At 62.3% G+C, this 19,676-nt stretch carries 17 protein-coding genes; 9 read left to right on the top strand and 8 right to left on the bottom strand.

The genetic code is table 11. The features are described 5' to 3' along the window. Positions 1-321: 321 nt before the first annotated feature. Both RO07_RS08885 and RO07_RS08880 read left to right on the top strand, forming a co-directional pair. Positions 322-1,431: a hypothetical protein gene (locus RO07_RS08885; protein WP_039409938.1), complete on the top strand. Its 1,110-nt coding sequence runs from the start codon at positions 322-324 to the stop codon at positions 1,429-1,431. A gap of 504 nt (positions 1,432-1,935) precedes the next feature. Next, positions 1,936-2,835: a DUF3626 domain-containing protein gene (locus RO07_RS08880; protein ID WP_052267142.1), complete on the top strand. Its 900-nt coding sequence runs from the start codon at positions 1,936-1,938 to the stop codon at positions 2,833-2,835. A gap of 47 nt (positions 2,836-2,882) precedes the next feature. On the opposite strand, the gene RO07_RS08875 is transcribed toward RO07_RS08880, so the two are convergent. Then, positions 2,883-3,746 carry an N-acetylmuramoyl-L-alanine amidase gene (locus tag RO07_RS08875; protein ID WP_052267141.1) on the bottom strand — a complete coding sequence of 288 codons (864 nt, stop codon included), beginning with the start codon at positions 3,744-3,746 and terminating at the stop codon, positions 2,883-2,885. Positions 3,747-4,314: 568 nt separating this feature from the next. On the opposite strand from RO07_RS08875, the gene RO07_RS08870 reads away from it, so the two are divergent. The 5 genes from RO07_RS08870 (at position 4,315) to RO07_RS08855 (ending at position 7,944) form a co-directional block, all read left to right on the top strand. Then, positions 4,315-5,196 (top strand): zinc metalloprotease, encoded by an 882-nt coding sequence (locus RO07_RS08870; RefSeq protein ID WP_039409935.1) that lies wholly within the window; start codon positions 4,315-4,317, stop codon positions 5,194-5,196. Between the two features lie 117 nt (positions 5,197-5,313). Further along, entirely contained in the window at positions 5,314-5,619 is a 306-nt protein-coding gene (locus RO07_RS25870; protein ID WP_039409932.1) for a hypothetical protein, read from the top strand. Between the two features lie 80 nt (positions 5,620-5,699). Continuing rightward, positions 5,700-6,491 (top strand): alpha/beta fold hydrolase, encoded by a 792-nt coding sequence (locus RO07_RS08860; RefSeq protein WP_039409929.1) that lies wholly within the window; start codon positions 5,700-5,702, stop codon positions 6,489-6,491. A gap of 121 nt (positions 6,492-6,612) precedes the next feature. Further along, a complete protein-coding gene (locus RO07_RS25865) occupies positions 6,613-7,350 on the top strand; it encodes a hypothetical protein (protein WP_147284523.1) in 738 nt (245 codons plus the stop codon). A gap of 51 nt (positions 7,351-7,401) precedes the next feature. Beyond that, the gene (locus tag RO07_RS08855; RefSeq protein ID WP_039409927.1) at positions 7,402-7,944 is read left to right on the top strand and encodes a GNAT family N-acetyltransferase; all 543 of its coding nucleotides are present in this window, start codon (positions 7,402-7,404) and stop codon (positions 7,942-7,944) included. A gap of 54 nt (positions 7,945-7,998) precedes the next feature. Here the strand turns inward: RO07_RS08855 and RO07_RS08850 are convergent, their stop codons facing one another. Beyond that, positions 7,999-8,598: a LysE family translocator gene (locus RO07_RS08850; protein ID WP_039409924.1), complete on the bottom strand. Its 600-nt coding sequence runs from the start codon at positions 8,596-8,598 to the stop codon at positions 7,999-8,001. A 364-nt stretch (positions 8,599-8,962) separates the two neighbouring features. Here RO07_RS08850 and RO07_RS08845 point away from each other — a divergent pair, with 364 nt between their 5' ends. After that, entirely contained in the window at positions 8,963-9,874 is a 912-nt protein-coding gene (locus RO07_RS08845) for a LysR substrate-binding domain-containing protein (protein WP_039409922.1), read from the top strand. A gap of 79 nt (positions 9,875-9,953) precedes the next feature. Beyond that, positions 9,954-11,267: an MFS transporter gene (locus RO07_RS08840; RefSeq protein ID WP_039409919.1), complete on the top strand. Its 1,314-nt coding sequence runs from the start codon at positions 9,954-9,956 to the stop codon at positions 11,265-11,267. A 43-nt stretch (positions 11,268-11,310) separates the two neighbouring features. Here RO07_RS08840 and RO07_RS08835 read toward each other — a convergent pair whose 3' ends face one another. The 6 genes from RO07_RS08835 to RO07_RS08810 all read right to left on the bottom strand — a co-directional run bounded on the left by RO07_RS08835 (position 11,311) and on the right by RO07_RS08810 (position 19,470). Further along, positions 11,311-11,778, bottom strand: coding sequence for a hypothetical protein (locus tag RO07_RS08835; protein WP_039414808.1), 468 nt, complete (start codon positions 11,776-11,778; stop codon positions 11,311-11,313). 170 nt (positions 11,779-11,948) lie between these two features. After that, positions 11,949-13,352 (bottom strand): c-type cytochrome, encoded by a 1,404-nt coding sequence (locus RO07_RS08830; protein ID WP_237171407.1) that lies wholly within the window; start codon positions 13,350-13,352, stop codon positions 11,949-11,951. Between the two features lie 11 nt (positions 13,353-13,363). After that, the gene (locus RO07_RS08825) at positions 13,364-15,139 is read right to left on the bottom strand and encodes a GMC family oxidoreductase (RefSeq protein WP_039409916.1); all 1,776 of its coding nucleotides are present in this window, start codon (positions 15,137-15,139) and stop codon (positions 13,364-13,366) included. A 3-nt stretch (positions 15,140-15,142) separates the two neighbouring features. Then, positions 15,143-15,865: a gluconate 2-dehydrogenase subunit 3 family protein gene (locus tag RO07_RS08820; RefSeq protein WP_039409913.1), complete on the bottom strand. Its 723-nt coding sequence runs from the start codon at positions 15,863-15,865 to the stop codon at positions 15,143-15,145. Between the two features lie 420 nt (positions 15,866-16,285). Further along, positions 16,286-18,370: a hypothetical protein gene (locus RO07_RS08815; RefSeq protein ID WP_039409910.1), complete on the bottom strand. Its 2,085-nt coding sequence runs from the start codon at positions 18,368-18,370 to the stop codon at positions 16,286-16,288. Between the two features lie 185 nt (positions 18,371-18,555). Next, positions 18,556-19,470 (bottom strand): helix-turn-helix domain-containing protein, encoded by a 915-nt coding sequence (locus RO07_RS08810; RefSeq protein WP_039409908.1) that lies wholly within the window; start codon positions 19,468-19,470, stop codon positions 18,556-18,558. Positions 19,471-19,676: the final 206 nt, after the last annotated feature.

The following is a 19,676-nucleotide window of genomic DNA, read 5'->3' as shown; positions in this document are numbered from 1 at the left end:
ATTGGAGCCCCGTGCTCCCATCCGCCAGTGACTGCGTCAACGTCGGCGCAGCCTCAACAGAATGCACAGCCGCCTACTGCGCTCGCTGCCAATGTGCGGGTGGTGCGTCAGGCCGATGAGCGACTCGACATGCCGTCGAGCTCGACCCAACGACCGCATTCCCTCGCAACACGAAGAATCACCTCGAACAGTGGACCGGAAAAGCGTTCCGCACCCGAGGACGCAAGCGATAGAGAAGATGCTGTTTCAATGCCGCCCCCAGCCAAAATCCCTCGAAAAGAGACTGGTGCGTCGGGCGGGAAAGCGAAGGTCACCGCCGCCATGTTGCAGTCGTGGAAGAACCTCGGCAAAGCCGGGATTTGCGCCGCGGGCGGACTCAGCGGTCTGGCCAGGCAGAACAACCTCCCGCCTGGGACAGTGAGAAATTACCTCCGTGTAGACGGCCGCCTGACCCAGCTCGGTGAAGACCGGCTCAACCCGCGCGAGAAAGCGAAGATCACCGACGCCCTGTTGCAGTCATTGAAGAACCTCGATCGAGCGGGGATTAAGGCCGCGGGGGGGCTCGAGGGTCTGGCCAAGCGGAACAATGTCTCGGTTGCGGCACTGAGACACTGTTTTCGTGCAGACGGCAGCCTGACCCACAGCGGCGAAGGCCGACTCAACCCAGGCGGGAAAACGAACATCACCTACGCCATGTTGCAGGCGTGGAAGGAACTCGGCAGAGCCGGGATTAAGGCCGTGGGTGGGCTCGATGCCGTGGCCAGACGGGACAACGTCCCGGTCGGGACGCTGAGAAGTTACCTTCGTGAAGACGGCGACCTGACCCAGCTCGGCGAAGATCGGCTCGCCTCGCGCAGGAATGTGCAGATCACCAACGCCATGTTGCGAAAGTGGAAGGACCTCGGTCAGGCGGGGATCGCGGCCGCGGGTGGGCTGAGCGGTCTGGCCAGGCGGCACAATGTCCCGGCTGGGGCAATAAAAAGTTACCTTCGTGCAGACGGCCGCCTGACCCAGATCGGCGAGGACCGGCTCAACCCAGCCGGGAAAACAAAGATCACCAATGCCATGTTGCGGAAGTGGGAAGCGCTCGGCCAAGCAGGGATTGAGGCGGCGGATGGGCTCAACGGTATCGCCAGGCGGGCCAATGTCCCGGCTGGGGCGCTGAAACACTACCTCCATGCCGACGGCCGCCTGACCCAGCGCGGCGAAGACCGACTCAACCCAAGCGGGAAAATGAAGGTCACCGCCGCCATGTTGCGGAAGTGGAAAGCTCTCGGCCAGGCGGGCATCGAGGCCGCGGGGGGGCTCAATGCCGTGGCCAGGCAGGACAAGGTTCCGGCGACGGCACTGAAAAATTACCTTCGTGCAGACGGCCGCTTGACCCCAGTCGCCGAAAACCGGCTCCGCAAGGCTGGCGCGCAGCCTATGTGAACGACAAGGCTCCCAAGACCGCACCGTCTCCGAACCAAAAAGTCCACAGTGACCACGCCTGTCGCCAGAGCGCTGGCAGGCTGTGGCGTTCCCGCGCTGTTCACGGCGTTTGCTCAACCCCGGCAGATACCGGCCGCCCCGATGCCGACCGTGGCAGTTTCGCCCTCCACGCCCAGACCGTTTCGTCCGCGCGCGGCTCCGCCGATACTTCACCTCGTTGTCCTTGACCTGTATGCCTGTCGCTCCAAATTACAACACCAGCCACCTCAACCACTACAGAGCGGCGGTCCCAATGCCAGCAGTTCGCCCGGCATCGGCCTGGCTCCCATCTCTTGCCCGGGATTTGCACGAGGTGCGGCAAACCCAGGCGACCGAGATCTCCGCGCACGGGGTGGCTGGCGACAAGGCCATGGTGTCCAGCGGAAATCAAGGCAGAACGTCATTGGAAGCGCCTCTGGCTGACGACACAGCGTTGCATCGCGCCATGGCGATCGAGAGCGCAAGTTGATTTATGGACAATTGTTCCGCACCCGGGTGTTGCAAGATATCTTCACGCGCTGCGAAAAGTGCGCCGAGGTCGATAGGCAACGAGCATTGGCACGGGCTGGTGGGGACGAGCACTTGCTCAACGGGATGCTTCAAGTGCTACGGGAGGCGAGGTTGACCATCAACTTCAATCCTGTGCAGATTGAACAGTCTTCCAGCACTCGTATTGCCGACGAGGTGGTGAATTGTTTCGCGTTTCGTGAAAAACCTGGCGCACCACAAGGCTCCAACGCTGGACGGGCGCACATGGAAGAATACGTGCTGGGCCTGGGAGAATTGCTCCGGGGAAAACAGCCATACGCCGAGTTCGGTCGGTACGACTCGGTCGTTTTCGGAGCCGGGCCGGCACGGGACTTTCAGTGGACCAGCCGACCCTGCTATGCGGCGCTGGACTTTCTACACGGACCGAATGGCGGGGCGCCGACTTATGGACACTCGTTCCTCGTCTTGCACGACCACTTTAAGCATGTATGCTCGTACTGCCCCGTCGACACGTTTGCACTGAGGCTGCGACATGCCAACGTTCACCCGCATGAACTGTCCACGTTTTTCCATCTTGAAACGTTGATCGCCCACTGCCAGGATGATCTTTGGGGCTACAGCTGTTTGAAAAGCCTCAAGGCAAAGGCTTGCGCCGAGGATATTCCAATCCATCGCAACTATGGATATGGCGGTTGGAATAACTACATCGACGCACAGGTGTACGCCCGGATCGTCCTGCATCGAGACGTAAAGGAAATTCACTTCGCTCGCAAGGATCTGTCGCAAATGCCGGCCAAACTACGACAGACCCTTGAACGGGCGCGCACCGATCTGAATCACCGGCTGGGACGCGAGTTCGTATTTATTGACGGTTGATCTGGCGCAGCACAACGAACCGGCAATTTGATCAGACGCGCCGAACGTCAGGCATCCGGACTCCACGACGCCCCTTTTGCCGCGTCAGGGAAGTACTTCTCGACCAATGCGTACAGCGTGGCCGCTGTATCGACGTCCAGGTTGCCGTCATAATTGCCGGGGCGGAAATGAAGCTGAAATGCACGGACGAGTTGTGAGAATTCGAGAGGCGGATCACCGACCCCGACCGACGTATCGTAGCCATAAGCGCGGAATTTTTGCATGACGTCCCAAATGGGCGGCACGCCTTGCGACTTAAAGAGATCGGTATATTTCTGTTTGGTCGCTTCGTCGTACCACGCGCCAATGCCCGAATCGTGAAGCGCCTTCCATGGGAAGCAAGGGCCGGGGTCGCTTTTGCGTCCGATGGCAATGTCCGAATGACCGACCACACGAGTGGGGGTGATGTTGGGATACCGCTGAAGGATGTTCTGCGCCAGTTGACGGGTCGCCTCCAGTTGTTCCGGATTGTAGGGCGGAAAGTGGATCTCGCCGGAGCTATCGCTTGTCGCGAGATTCACGTGCTCGATGCCGATCGAACTGTCGTTGAGGTTGGTGCGATCGGCCCATACGCTGACGCCCGCATGCCACGCACGGCTGGATTCGTCCACAAGGCTGAAGATCTGAACGGCGGTGCGCCCGGAGTCTCGATATGAAGGATCGGTCGGATCGGGAACCAGATAATGCGCGCTGACTTTCGACTTTTCGCTCGCTAGCGATTGGATCGAATCCTTGAAATTCTGGGCCGTGTAGTGCATGACCAAAAAACGCACGCGACTGTCGTAGCTGACGGTCGAACGATAGCTGTTGTAGTCGATCGGGATTAGGGATGGCGACGCACCGGAAGATACCGTGGCAACATCGGTCGCCATCCCCGTCTGCTGCCCGCGAGGTCCTGCGCTCGCCGTGGCTGAAACGGCAGCGAATTGGGCAGAAGAGGCTGCACTTCCTGAAATTGGCAACATGTCGGCACCTCGATTTCTATTCGATAGATTGGCAGGGAGACACTTCGTCACTTTACCGACGCCCCGCATGTGGGAGGGCGCCCGTTCGGCAAAGCACCGAACTCTGTAAAACATACAAAGTCGGCGCTGGAACCGATCATAGCTTGCTGCCCCGCTGGCTAATAGCACAATTCGCTCACGACATCCTGCGCGCGCAGCCCGACGCCAGGTCAACTTGCATTCAGCCGCAGCACACTTCCCGACAGACTCAACTATCAGCATTGATAGGATCACTGAGCTTTCCACTCGGATAGACTCGCCTTTACGCAGAGAATATGCACCGACAATATCGATGCAAAAAGGCGAAACGATCAATCCCAACCAGCAATTGAGCGTCATCGAGCACCAGCTCGACCACCGCGCCCCAGGAGAAAACCGACGACTGTCAGTTTTAATCCAGGCCAATACACGTGATTAATTTCAATGGTGGACGAACATGAGGTTTCTGCTATCGCTGTTGGTCGCTATTTTCTTCGCCACTCCCGCCACCGCGGTGCAGATGCCCATCGCCTTCACCAACAGCCTGACTAATCCCGGCCACATATTCAACCCAATGACCGAATATGGCGGCACTGTACGGTATTTTATCGATCCCAATTCCGCGCTCATGACGGTCGTGATCAACAACGTTCCATATAGCGTGGACTGGAACAGCGTGATCGAGGAAGCCGTCAGCGAGTGGCGCGCTGCGCTAAGCACGAGCAATCTGTCGCTGACGAGGGTCACCAACCGTGCTCAAGCCAATGTCGTCATTGCGACCGCCACGGATCCTCCGTCAGCGTCGACATCCACGGTTCTGGCGGGCACCATTCCGACGCATAACGGCCTTCCTACCACCATTACGTTCTACAGCAATCAGTTCCAAAATTATCTCGGCGGACACGAAGCCACCCTGGCGTTGCAGTTCCTGAGGGACCAAACGATTCAGGGGTTGCTTAGTTTCATAGTGAAAAGGATCGCAAAGCATGAACTGGGCCACGCTCTGGGTCTCGCACATACCCAGGCGCGCAGCCACTTCTTCGTTGAAGTCCAGGTACAGGACAATCAGCTAAGAACGCCCATCATGATAGGAAACCTGTTTTACTACCTTCGAACGATGTTTGCGTTCGTCAACAACATGGGGGATATACCCGACGAGTATTTTGTCCCCGATCCCAGCCAGACATTGCTGACCAACGATTACATCGAGGTAACGCCCGAAGAAGGCGATGCCGTCCAAACCCTGATGCGCACGCAACAGGCGACATGTGGATCCCTGCTGCTCTGCATCAAACCGCCTTACATCCACGATGGCGATGGCGACGACAGCTATGGATGACGAAATTTGACGCGTCTGTCAATTGGCCCCACGCATTCCTTGCGCCAACGCGATGTGGAGATGCCCCAAATCATTCAGCGGATACGACACGCCATACAATAACTTTGGAGCAGCAGAATGAAAAAGAAAGCCATTCTCTTTGCCGCATCCGTGATTCTGATGGCCGCGTCCCAAGTCGCCAGCGCTGACTGCGTATCGAATACCGGGCACATATCCACCATCAGTTTCATGGGCGCGCAGCCTTACTTTTCACTGCTGGAATATCCATCCTCTCCCTACATATTCGACCCCACCTTTACGCCTGAGAACAGGAGAATCCTGCTCAACATGCTGAACGTCGCCATCATGGCCGGGTTCACGGTCGAGGTCGTATGCAATCCCACCAGAACCTACATAGAAGGCGTTCTCATCAAGGCGAATTAACGCGAAATCAACTCGAGTCGTTTCCGTCCTGCGTTGCCGATCCGTTTCCACAGGATATGAGCCGGGACAAAGGAGCAACCATGAATGTCATCAGGCTGGACGATCTGGAAATGCACTATGAGATGCGTGGCAGCGGGCCACCGCTTCTCCTTATCGCAGGGTATACCTGCGACCATACGTTCTGGGACTCCATGGTTCCCGAGCTCGCAAAGCGCTTTCAGGTCGTGACGTTCGACAATCGTGGGATCGGACGCACAAAAGACAGCGGAAAATCGTTTTCCGTTGAAACCATGGCCTCGGATACCGCGCAACTCATTCGATATTTGCAACTGCCCCGGCCCGCCGTTGTCGCCCAATCCATGGGAGGAGCAATCGCGCAAATATTGCTGGCACGGCATCCGGATCTGATCGGCAAGTGTGCAATCCTGAACTCGACGCAAACTTTCAGTCAGGCAACGCTGATGTTGCTTGAAGATCTGCTGGCGCTTCGACGAGCGAATGTCGACTTCGATTTCCTGATTGACGCCAGTCTCCGCCTGCTATCGGGGTTCGCATGGCTTTCGGAGCCGAAGAACATCGAGAATTTCAAGGCAGCACTTCGACAGAACCCGGCGCCTCAGACCCTCGAAGACCAGGGACGTCAATTGGCAGCCCTCAGGACGTTCGGTGAAGGCGTAGGCAGCATGCCTCCGCATCACGACGCTACATTGGTCGTGTCCGCAACGGAAGACTTGCTGACCCCACCGCGTGAAGGGCAGGCGCTGGCGGCGAAACTCGGCGCGCGGTTCGTCGAGATCCCGGGCGGGCACCCAAGTCCCCTCGAGCAGCCCGAGCGTCTTTTGCAGATTCTTCGTGAATTTCTGCATGAATGAGCGATATGGGGTCGTACCGCCAACCGATCCGGTGACAAGCCCACTCGCGCCAACACGGGGTCCGTGTCGTTGAACGGATGACGGTACCCTTTCGACCAACCTTGCGATGGAGAAGCAAAAAATGGCACGACCCAGTTTTGATGCGAGTCGAACCAGCGATGAGATTTTTGAGGAATACATATCCGTGCCCACTTGCTGGAAACGTCAAAATAGACGCCACAACGGGAATCGACTGCTGGGCGCGGCGCGGATAATAATCTCATTGCTCGCGCCAAGTATTTTTCTGACTCCGGCGCAAGCGGAGAAACCAGTCAATGGCACGGTCAAATCGCAACAGACCGCAAAGGAAGATGGGACAGGTTCAAGTGCGCGAAAAGATGGATGGATTTCGTGTACCTCCACCCTCCCCCTCCAATCACGTAGTTCCGAGAAGGCCACCACCCAGAATAAAGAACAATATCATGACGTAACATTCTGGAATTGCTCTGGTAGTTATGACCTGACCATTACCCGCGGGAACTATCAATGCATGTACGGCCCCGGCAACGAAAAAGTTTCTGTTCCCGTAGGCACGGCTTATCAAATCAATTTGGACGATCGGAATAGTGGATTCGATTGCAACAACGCAGATAAGTCTGTGACTTGGAATATCCAGGCTTCCGGTGGGCCGAAAACCACTGCCCAATGGCTCCATTCCAAATACCAGGAAAATGCGGGCACGTGGCAGACAAGTATTGTGGACTCCAATACTGGCAGCCCAGGCGAGGTTTCCGGCGCGACCTGCAATTACTCCGATTGTTTGAATAAATGGGTCGACACGGGTTCAGGACGGCCACTGGTTGTGATTTCTTTTCAATAATGTGCTGGCGGTGCATCATTACGCGACCGACTCACTTCCTGCCAAGCCGCCATGCGCATCTTCAATCCTCCGCACGTGACCTTGCCCGGCATACAACTGCGCCAGTTGGAGCGCGCCGACCTCGACGCGTGGTACGCCTATCTGCGGCTACCCAGTGTGGTCGAGCACACGAGCTGGAATCTGAATGCGGCTGAGGATCTATTGCCGATGTTCGAATCGCTCGCGTCGGATGCCGCCGAGTCCATCCGCCGGTTGGCCGTGATGGACGTTGCGTCGAACACGCTGATCGGCACGGTCGGCTTTCATAGTGTTTCGGCAACCAATCGGAGTGCTGAAATCGCCTACGACCTCTCACCCTCGCATTGGGGGAAAGGGATCGCCAAGGCCATATGTGCAGCAATGACCCATTGGGCATTCGACGCGAATGGCTGGGTTCGAATTCAGGGCGTGACGCTGGAGAGCAACCTCAGATCGGCCGCCGTCCTGCGCGCGTGCGGCTATCGCCAGGAAGGATGCCTGCGAGCGTACCGAATGGTCAGAGGCGTGCCGGGCAACTTCCACGTCTTCTCGCGTTTGCCATCCGATCCGGAATGAAAAAAGCGGCGATCTTTCACGCGAAGATCGTCGCGCGTCAACCGCCACGCCCGATCAATCCACCACGATCGGATACAGCGACGCCACGAGCAACGCCGCCGCGACGCCGTTGAAAATGCGAACCGAACGCGCATCGGTCAGCACGCGACGCATCGCCACCCCGAAGCCGGCCCACAGGCCGATGCACGGCGCACACAGGATGCCGTAGATCAGCGCGAGCAGCATCACGTCCGGCAGATGCGACGCATTCGGCAAATACGTGCTGATCGCGCCCACCGCCATCACCCATGCCTTCGGATTGACCCACTGGAATGCCGCCGCGCCCAGAAAACGCATCGGACGCTCGCGCCCGCCGCGCTCCCCGTCGATCGGCCCCGAGCGCGCCAGATGCCACGCCAACCACAGCAAATACGCCGCGCCGACATACTTCAGCACCGTGTGAATCACGGGAAAACGAACGAAGACCGAGTGCAACCCCGTGCCCGTCAGAAAGACCATCAGCGCGAAACCGAACGCAATGCCCGCCAAATGCGGCAGCGTGCGCACGAACCCGTAGTTCAGGCCCGACGTGAGAATCATCATATTGTTCGGCCCCGGCGTCACAAGCGTGATGACGGCGAAAGCGCAGAAAGCGAGCAGTTGTTCAGTAGACATGGTCGAATGGCATCAGGCCGCGCCGGCGTCGCATCCATGCAGACGCCCAGCGTGCGCGGAGTCACAGCATAGGCAGGCTCCCCAGACGAATCCCGGTACAGTTCGCCAAAAACGGACGGGCCTGTACCGGCCGCCAGCCATGACAGTTCCCGCGCAGACGGTCGAAGCACAACCTCGGGCAAGGATGCGGGCGCGCCGACGTTGTCGGAGCGATGTCGCTGTCGTGCCGCGCCGCCTCCCGCATGTCGGAGGCCCTGTGAACACTCGGCGGTAAAATGCCCGGCATCATGCGAGAATCGACGGCATTCGAACGACGCTATCGACCCCGGCGCCACGCTCACCCGAACGCTCGACACTCACCCCGATGCCGCCCCGTCTGCCACCGCTCTCCGCCCTGCGACTGTTCGAAGCCGCCGGCCGCCATCAGAGTTTCAAACGCGCCGCCGCCGAGCTGCACCTCACGCCGAGCGCCGTCAGCCACGGCATCGTCGGTCTCGAGCAGACGCTCGGCGTCGCCCTCTTCACACGCTCGCCGCAGGGCCTTGCGCTCACGCCCGAAGGCGTGGACTATCTCGCCTACGTGACCGAAGCGTTCTCGCTGCTGCTCACCGGCACCCGCCGGCTGCCCACGCCGGACGCCTCGCGCGCCATCGCCCTCACCTGCGCCCCGACTCTCGCGTCGCGCTGGCTGCTGCCGCGCCTCGATCAATTCCTGGCGCGCATGCCGAACGTCGATATCACCGTCGACACCTCGCGCCGCCAGGTCGGCTTTCCGTCGGACGGCTTCGACTTCGCCATCCGCCTCTCGCGCGCGCCCGTCGCCAGCGATCGGTGGCACCGGCTATTCGGCGAGCGTTTCGTGCCCGCCTGCAGCCCCGCGTTTCTCGCCAGACACGGCGACGCGCACGGGCGCCTCGACCTGCGCACCGTCACACGCATTCACGTCAGCAGCGCCAGCGAAGACTGGCAGGGCTGGATCGAGAGCGCCGCGATCGACGACTTCGATGCGCGCGGCGGGCTGAGCTTCGACAGTATCCAGATGGGCTTCGACGCGGCCATGGCCGGCCTCGGCGTGGTGATCGCCCGACGTCCGCTGGTCGACGCCTACTTTGCGAGCGGCGCCCTCGTGCCCGCCCACGACGTCGCCACACAAGCCCAGGGTGCCTACTGGCTGATCTGTGCGGACGACATCGAGCCGCACCCCGAATGCGTCGCCTTCCGCGACTGGCTCATCGAGCAGGCAAGGCTCTCGGCGGACACCATCGAAGGTGAATAAAATTCACCTGCCTTCACGCATTACTCCTTTGCCAGACGGGACTTTCGTTGCGACACTTCGGTGAGGAGGACTCACCGCCATGACAAAAACCGCAGTTTCCGCATCGCCCTCGCTGCAAGGCCGCGTCACACTGATCATCCTGGCCGGCGCGCTGGTGCTGAGCGCCGCCATGGGTACGCGCCAGACGTTCGGGCTGTTCATCAATCCGTTCTCGTACGATCGAGGGGTGCCGGTGACGCTCGTCGCCTTCGCCATCGCGTTGCATAACCTGGTGTGGGGATTCGCACAGCCGTTCGCCGGCGCGATGGCCGACCGCCACGGTCCAGCGCCCGTGGTAGCCTTCGGCGCCTTCGCCTTCGCCGGCGGACTCGCCATGGCCGCACTCGCACCGTCGGGCGTCTGGCTCGTCATCGGACTGGGGGTGCTCGTCGGGCTCGGCATCAGTTGCACGACGTTCGGCGTGGTACTGCCGGCCGTGAGCCGCGCCGTATCTCCGGAGAAGCGCACGATGGCGATGGGGCTCGTCAGCGCGGGCGGCTCGCTCGGGCAGGTGGCACTGGTCCCTGTCGCGCAAGGACTGCGCTCGGCGTTCGGTGTCTCGACTTCGCTCTTCGTGCTCGCACTGATCCTGTGCTGCGCGGCCCCGCTCGGCCTGCTGATGACATTGCATCGCCGCGGCAAGACGCCGGGCGCCACCGCCACAATGCCATCCACAACACCGCCGGCTCGCACCTCGACCAACACCGCGGCGGCCAACGACAGCGAGCACGTGTCGCTGCGCGACGTTCTGCGCGAAGCGCGCGCGCATCGCGGCTATCAGTTGCTCACGCTCGGCTTCTTTACGTGCGGCTTCCAGCTCGCTTTCATCGGCACCCACCTGCCCGGCTACCTGCTGATGTGTCACATGCCGATCGGCCTCGGCGCGACAGCGCTCGCGCTGATCGGTCTGTTCAACATGGTGGGGAGCTGGGCTTGCGGCTGGCTGGGCGGACGCTACCGCCAGCATCATGTGCTCGGCTGGCTCTACCTCGTTCGCGGCGCCGCCATCGCGATTTTCTTTCTCTCGCCGAAGTCGAGCGCCAGCGTGGTGATCTTCGCGGCAGTGATGGGCCTCACCTGGCTCGGCACGGTGCCGCTCACCAGCGGGCTGGTCGCGAAAGTGTTCGGCACCCAGCATCTGGGCACACTCTTCGGCGTGTGCTTCATGAGCCATCAGGTCGGCTCGTTCCTCGGCGCGTGGCTCGGCGGCTACGTGCTCGACGTCACCGGGTCCTACAACCTGATCTGGGCCGCAACCGCGATCCTGGGTGTCGCGGCCGCCGCACTTCACTTCCCAATCGATGACGCCAGCGTCGTCCGCCCGGCGCGCACGCCACTGCCGGCAGGCGCATGAGGGGCATGAAGGTCATGGGGAGGCCCCGAGGGAAGCGCGCGAGTCACAGGCGGTGGGCATTGGCCAGTCGGAATATCTTCGTCCAGCGCTTCGCCAACGCCCGCCCGGGCATCGGCACGCGCCACTCGGGCTGCGTGTTGTGGGCAAGCGTCATGACCAGCGACCACCGCCCGCCCTCGCTCACCGGATGCACCGACGCGACGTCGGAGAAGACGAAGCGCGTCTCGCGCCCATCGACACGGATCGTGCCCATCTTGTGATCGGCGTCGAGCGCGAGCTCTCCCCATTCGCCCGCCACGCGCACCAGCCGCTTGCCCTCGCGCCGCACGCCGTGAACCGCGCGATACCGGCGCACGGCGTCCATCACGAACCAGGCCACGACGAGCACACACATGGCAATCGTCGCGACGGCGGCCAGCGTGCCGAAGCGCATCGCGACAATCGCGTAAAGCCGCACCGCGCCATAGACAATGCCCGCCAGAACGACGAGCGCCAGCAGAATGAATGGCACGACAACCTCCTCGCCATGCGTTGTTCGCTTCGATCGCATCGCTCAGCGCGACGCGAATCCCCAATGAGAAACCCCATCGGCAGCACAGCCCGACGGGGCTTCATTTCACCACACACGCGCGCAATGCCGACGCGACGCCCGTATGGCCTCAGCAACGCCTCAACGACACATCACCGCTGCGGCTGCGGCGCGGCGCCCACGTCCTTGCGCACCTTGGCGACCTGCGCCGCCGTCACGGCCGGCGCCTTGTTGCCCCAGCTCGTGCGCACGAACGTCAGTACATCGGCCACGTCCTGATCGGTCAGACGGTCGTCGAAGCCCGGCATGGCGTAGTGCGTCGGGGCCGACTTCGTCGACGGCATCTCCGCGCCGCGCAGCACGATGTGGATGAGCGAGGTCGGATCGGCCGAGTTCACCGTGGAGCTGAGCGCCAACGTCGGGAACGTCTGCGTGTACCCCTTGCCCGTGCTGCGGTGACATGCCGCACAGTTGTCGATGAACGTGAGCGCGCCATTGCTCTTGTCCGAGCCCGCACGCAACGCCTTGGCGGCCGTCTCGTCGTACGCGAGCGCCTTGGCGTTCGGGTCGACGGGCTTGAGCGTTTTCAGATACTTCGCCACGGCCGCGAGATCGTCGTCGTTCATGTGCTGCGTGCTGTGCCGCACGACGTCCGACATGCCGCCGAAGGCTGCCGAATGGTCGTTGCGCCCGCCCTTGAGGAACGCCGTGATGTCGCCCTCGCTCCAGTTGCCCAGACCGTCGGTCACATCGCCGCGCAGGTTCTTCGCGAGGAAGTTGTCGACCACACCACCGGAGAGGAACGCCGTGCTGTCGTCCGTCAGCGCCTTTTCCTGCAGCGCGACGCCGCGCGGCGTGTGGCATGCGCTGCAGTGGCCCAGCCCTTCGACGAGGTAGCGCCCACGCGAGACCGGATCGTTGTCGGTCGACGCGACGTCGGCCACGACCGGCGGCGCGAACATCCTGCGCCAGATCGACAGCGGCCAGCGCATCGACATCGGCCATGGAATATCAGTGGCCTTGTTCGCCTGTGCGACCGGTTGCACGCCGTTCATGAAGTAGGCATACAGCGCCTTCACGTCGGCTGGACGCACTTTCGCATAGGACGTGTAGGGCATGGCCGGATACAGCGTCGAGCCATCCTTCGCAATGCCGTGGCGCACGGCCTTGTCGAAGTCCTCGAGGCTGTAGTTGCCGATGCCGGTGTCCTTGTCCGGGGTGATGTTGGTTGAATAGATCGTGCCGATGGGCGACGCGATCGGCAGGCCGCCGGCGAACGGCTTGCCCTTGGGCGCCGTATGGCAGGCCGCGCAGTCGGCGGCGCGGGCGAGGTATTCGCCTTGCCGGACGAGTTGCGCCTGCGGATCGTTGGCGGCGGGCGTCTGCGATCCCGCCGCGCTCACGGGAAAAGCAGCCACCGAAGGGGTGGGCACCGGCGACACGGTAGCCGCCGAAGGCGAGGCCGCGTTCTGCGCCCACACGGCGAAGGCCGCAAGGGCGAGCGTTCCCGCCCCGAAGGCGGCGGCGGAGCGTTTCATCATCGTTTTGCGGATCATGGCGTCGCTCCTCAAGCCTGCACCAGCGGGCCGGCGTTCTTGAGGTACTGCTCGCGAATCGCCTTCGCGGACCAGTACGCCAGCGCCGCCACCACACCCGTGGGGTTGTAACCCATGTTCTGCGGAAACGCGGAGGCGCCCATCACGAACACGTTGGACACATCCCAACTCTGCAGGTACTTGTTGACCACGCTGTTCGACGGGTTCGTGCCCATGATGGCGCCGCCGGTCGTGTGCGTGCTCTGATAGATCCGCGTGTCGTAATGCGTGCCCTTCTTGCGAATCGCACGGAACACCTTCTCCGGGTTCATCGCGCGACCGACCTCCTCCATCCGGTCGCCCATGTAGCCGAGCATGGCGTATTCGTTGTCGTGCCAGTCGAAGGTCATGCGCAGCAGCGGAATCCCGTACGCGTCCCGATAGGTCGGATCGAGATCGAGGCAGGCGTCGCGATACGACATGACCGAGCCGGAGATCCCGATGGTCATGTAGCGCTGGTACGCGTCGGCAATGCCCGCCTTCCACTTGCTGCCCCACGATGGCGTGCCGGGCACCGTCGGCGTCATCTTGATGGGACGGCCGCCGTAGCGCACGTGACGAATGCTCGCACCGCCGATGAAACCGAGCGGCCCGTGATCGAACTGGTCGCCGTTCAGATCGTCCATCGACACCCCGCCCGCGCCCGTGCCGATGAACGGATTGAGCTGCGTGCCCTTGGGCAGCAGCACATTGATCGCGCCGTTCATCTGATAGGCGTAGTTCTTGCCGACGACGCCCTCGCCAGTCTTGGGATCGTACGGCTTGCCGATGCCCGAGAGCAGCAGCAAACGCACGTTGTGCAACTGGTATGCGGCCATGATGACGATGTCGGCCGGCTGTTCGACTTCGCGCCCCTGCGCATCGATGTAGGTCACGCCGGTCGCCTTCTTGCCGTCGCTGTCGAGATTGACCTTGGTGACGTACGCGTGCGTGCGCAACTCGAAATTGGGTTTCTTGAGCAGCACCGGCAGAATGGTGGTCTGCGGCGAGGCCTTCGAATACATATAGCAGCCGTAGTTCTCGCAGAAGCCGCAGAAGTTGCACGGCCCGAGGCGCACGCCATACGGATTCGTGTACGGCTCGGAGGTGTTCGCCGCGGGCGCCGGATACGGATTGAAGCCGACCTCGCGCGCCGCCTTCTCGAACAGCGTCGCGCCATAGGTGTTCTGCAGCGGCGGCGTCGGGTACTCGCTCGAGCGCGCCCCTTCGCGCGGATTGCCGCCCGGCACGATCTTGCCGTTCAGATTGCCGGCCTTGCCCGACGTGCCGAACACCTTCTCCGCGAAGTCGAAGTGCGGTTCGAGCTCTTCGTAGCTCACGCCGAAGTCCTGAATCGTCATGCCCTCGGGGATGAACTTCTTGCCGTAGCGCGCTTCGTAGTGGCTGCGCAGCTTGAGTTCTTCGGGCAGGATCCGGTAGTGCATGCCGTTCCAGTGAAAACCCGCGCCGCCCACACCGTTGCCGAGCAGGAACGAGCCGTTCTGCCGGTACGGCACGGCGAGGTCGTCAGGCGTGTGGCGGATCGTGACCGTCTCGCGCGCGAGCTCCTGGAAAAGCTTGCCGCGCACGGAGTATTCGAGTTCGTCGATGACCTTCGGATATTGGGCGTCGGTCGGCGTGTCGCGCATCGCGCCGCGCTCGAGCGCCACCACGTTCAGCCCGGCGTCGGTGAGCTCCTGGCCGAGAATGGCCCCGGTCCAGCCGAAGCCCACGATGACGGCATCGACCTTGTCTTTCTTGATTGCCATGGATCAGCCCCGCTTTCCGGAAATCGACACGGGCCCGTACGGGTACTTGACGTTCGGCTGGTCCACCCAGTCCATGAAGTCCGCGCGCGCCCCCGGGAACCCGACGAGCTTCCAGCCGACCATGTCCTTGTTGCCGCCGTGAATCGGATCGGAGAGAAAACCTTCCTTGGTATTGCCAAGCAGATACGAGAAGAAGGTGCGGGCCGGCACGCTGTCGAACTCGATCCTGCTGTGCTCCAGATCGCCGAGCACGGCTTCCTGCGTGGCATGGTCGAGATCGGCGAACGCCTTGTTGTGCTGCTTCTTGCAGTAGGCGTCGCAGGCCGCGATGCCGTGGCGATAGATGTCGCGCGGCACTAGGCTCAGTTGGTAGCCCATTTCGGGCGGTTGATCGGTGTGGAACGGGCCCTGCATGTACCAGAGCTTGCCGTGGCCGAACGGCGTCTCCATCTGACGGTCGATGAACTGCGGCACTTCCGCAGCCAGTGCGCCCGGGCCGAGATCGTCGGCCGGAATCAGGCGGTCGACCGCCGCGTTGACGAAACGCCACTCGTCGGCAGTGAAGTACTTGGGCTCGTAGGGGGTGTTCGAAGCGGCGGGGGCCGCGGCTTTATCGCTGCTGCAGGCGGACTGCGTAAGCGTCGCACCGGCGGCGAGCGTCGTGGCAGGGACGATCGCCAGCACCTGGCGCAAAAAGCGCCGGCGCGGTTCCTTGTCCTGTGACATGGAGTGTTCTCCGTTTTTTGTGGGGGACGGGACGAATCACGCATGACAGTCAAGCGGGGGCTCGCAATGCGTGAAGAAAACCTGACGGGGGCATTCACCTCGCGTAGCGCAATTTAACGCGGCCATTCTACTTACAAGTTCCCTACATGGCAAAGTCGAGTTCGTTGCGAAAGTTGCGCAACTTGTTGATGGAAAAGGCTTGCCAATAATTAAAATATTTACTATCACGCGCGCACGACGTGTTTTGGCATGCAGAACATCGAGGGGGGGTTCGGGGCATTTTCGGCAGTTTGGAGAGAACTCCGAGACATTCCGTATGCCGAGATGGCAATAAAAAACCGCCCCTCGACAACGAGGGACGGCGTCTCGAAACTCGCGCTTTTCGATGCGAGGACCATGCCTTGCGAGTGAGCCGCGTCGTTATTCCCGAATCGGCGGCATCGATGGCATATGCGGCGGCCTTGAGGACGGCACGTCTGGAGCGACTGAAGCCACTGCAGCACCTGCCGGCGACCGCGCGGGTGGCGTGGCCGATGCGGTAACCGCGGCAACGCGGCTGCGCGCAAGCTCGGCAGCCTTCTCCTCCTGCTGAAGCCTTTCCGCCGACAGCGCTTCGGCGGCGCGCAGCGCGGGACCATGCCTGGCCCTGAGCGTCTTCAGCGAGAGCACCGGTGGCAGCTTCGGCGCCGACGTGACGTGTGGACGGCGGTTCGCTTTCTCTTCGAACTTGTCCTGGCGGCGAGCGCGCGGTGCATCGTCAGCCCCCTGAGAAGCGGACCGGTCGTCGGGCGGTGGAAGCGACGACGGTGTAGACGGCGCCTGCGAAGCCTGCCGGGACTGAGGTGTTTGTGGCGGCGTCGGCGTCGAAGGCGTTGAGGGTATCAAGGGTGTCGAAACATCCGAAGCGGTCGACGACGCCAACGCGATCGGCGACGGCGATTCGTGGCGTCGCTGGTAGTGCCGTGTCACACGCGACTCCAGCTGCGATTCGTAGTGCGGTGAGGACTGCGACAACGGCTGTCCGAGCGACTGTGGCGACCGTGGCGAATGCGACGACAATGGCGAGGCGCGTGCATTGTCGTCCGTGCCGATGACCTCGGCAAAGACCACCTGTCGCTGTGCCCGCGGGCGTTGCGGTCCGGCATCCACCATCGTCCGCGCGAACTCGACGGATGCGCGACCGGTCGAGCGAGGTGTGGGGCCATTACCGACCTCGCGGGCAGGCGTTTGCGGCGGCGTGAGTTCATCGGCCGTCATGTCGTCGACCGACGATCCACGCCGATGCGCGCCCTCCGCCGACACGACCGGACGAGATGTCGCACGCAACGGTTCGTGCCTGTCCTGCGGCAGCAGCAACTCGCCGGGATGCCCCAACGACGCCTCTGTCACCACATCGACCGCGCTGTCGTCGACGACCAGCGCCGGCGCCCCCGCCCGGTACGGCCGGTTCACACTGTCCTTCATCTCGTCGAGCAGACTGAAGCCCGAGCGCTTCGCGTTTTCCAGCTCGCGGATACGACCGAACAACCACGGTTCGTCCGGCGCCATGTCGACACCGGTCCAGCGCGCATCGCCAAGCAGCACCGTGCTTTCGTGACGACCGAAACCCTGATCGCGCAACGTCTTCAGCGTGACGGGTTCGTTCGGCGAACGCCCCAGCATCAGCGCCAACGCGGCCGCCTCGCGACGCGCGCGCTGTATGCAGATCGGAAACCTTGATCGCGATTTCGCAGGTTTGAGCACGCACTTGTCGCCGCGCACCGCGAGGCGCAAAGGTACGTTCTCGCCACCTTTTCCGACGATGCCTTCGGCCTCGCGCGTCATGTCATTGAGCAGGAACAGATCGCGCCGCTCACAGTTGAGTTGCGCGATGCGGTTGCGTATCGACTTCGCGGTGTAGACAAACATCGTGTCGCGCAAATCCGTCGCGCGTTCGACCAGCGCCGCATCGATGGTGGCGTCGAGGTCCGCAGGTGCAGAGGCCTCGCCCGCCGCCGATTGCTGCGCAATCCACGCGCTCAGCCCGGCGACGGCGTTCGCCTGCACCTGGAACGCCCCCATGTGAAAAGCGCGCAATCGCGGCACATCGAAGACCCGGCTCCCCCAGCCGATATCGCGCAACGCGTCGTGACGATCGCCTTCGAAGTCTCGCGCGGCATTGACGTCGGTAAGGAACGACATGCGCCAGTCCCGGAGGGCGTCGCCCACGGGCCCCAGGGCGGCAACGCCCGCCGTCATCCCCATCACGGCGTAGCAATCGCGCCCCGAGTCGGCGAGCCACGCACCGTACGACACTTGCCTCGTCCCGCCGGGCACGGTGCGAGCGCGCTCGGGACAGACTCGCCACGGGCGGGCGGACGGCGATTTCGATGCGATGGGGCTCGTCTGCCCGAGCCGCTCGAAATCGGTACCGAAACTGTCGTGCAGATCGCCCGATTTCGGACGCTGGCTCAGTGTCACGACAGGCGGCGTGACCTGCGATGAAAAAATTCTTGGGAATCCCATAACGTAATCTCCTGATCGCAAGACCACCGGGTCTTGGCGCGAGGAGACTAGTCGCTTGCAACGCAACGGGATGTCGAATGTGACGGAAGGCTTCTGGTTGTGGAATCGCTCGACGTCTTTCCCGTAGGAACGGTGCGCCCGGCGTCACGCACCGAGCGGCGCCGGAACGGCCATCGACCGACGCGTCAGAATCTCGCCAGCAGTTGTCCGAGCAAGGCCGCGCCTTCCTTGCCCTTGGCCGAGTCCGCCCACAGGCGGTCGATCATGGCGCGATACATGCCCACGCCGTCGGGCGACGTCGTGATGGTGGCGATGCCCGTGCGCAGATTCGGCAACTCGCCCAGGCGGAATGGCGACACGGCAACGTACGCCTCGCCCTGGGCTTCGAAGATCTGGAACGTCTCGTTCGGCATGTTGTCGCTCACGATGCCGATCTGCACGCCGGCCGTATCCGCTTCGAGGAACGCCACGATGCGCGCGACTTCGCGGCGCGCGGCCATCTTGCGCTCCAACTGCACGCCCGGCGGGAGACCGAGACGTCCGACCAGGCCGTGATGCAGGAACTGCTCGATCTGACGCAGTCCGATAAGGCTCGTCACCGCGAGCCGCTGCCGCGAAAAGCTCGACTTGCGCTCCTGCAGAATGCCGAGCACACGGTCCATCGTGTTCGTCCAGTGACGATCGGCCAGGCGCGGCGGAATGCTCTCCTCGAGCATGTGCCGAAGCCACACGTCGTAGTCGTCCGATGTCAGCAGAAAGGAAATCGGGTCGAAGTGCGCAACGATGCGCTCGGAGCGACTCTCCAGTTGCCGCATGCGCTCGAAGTAGCTCACCGCCGAGTCGTGGTACTCGACCTCCACGCCAAGCAGGTTGGCGAGCGATACCCCCAGCAGCGCCGCGAGCCGCTCCAGCGTATCGATCTTGACGATCTCGCCACGCTCGAGCTTGTAAATCGCGGCGCGCGAAATATCGAGCTGCTCCGCCACATCGTCACTGCGCAACTCCGCCGCCAGCCGATAGGCGCGCAAGCGCTCGCCGATGGCTCGGAAGTTGAAGCGCGCGCCTCTCGGCGCCCGGGAAGTCGTCGCAGTTCGATTCAAATCGCCCCCTGTCGGATACCTCGCCCATGCCGGTGCGTACTTGGTCGCGGAGCACGCGCATGGCGGTGCCGGGATTATACCGGTGCACCGGCACCCGCACGGCGGTGCATTTGCCGGTCTCGTATCGAGGACACTGTCGCGTGCGCCCCACATCCGCTACGAGAATATTTTTCCGATTGTCTATTTTTTTAGACATCGGCACGATC

Origin of the sequence: Pandoraea pulmonicola (assembly GCF_000815105.2) — a bacterium.
In the GTDB taxonomy this organism is placed as follows: Bacteria; Pseudomonadota; Gammaproteobacteria; order Burkholderiales; family Burkholderiaceae; genus Pandoraea; species Pandoraea pulmonicola.
This window is presented reverse-complemented; position numbering and strand designations above follow the sequence as displayed.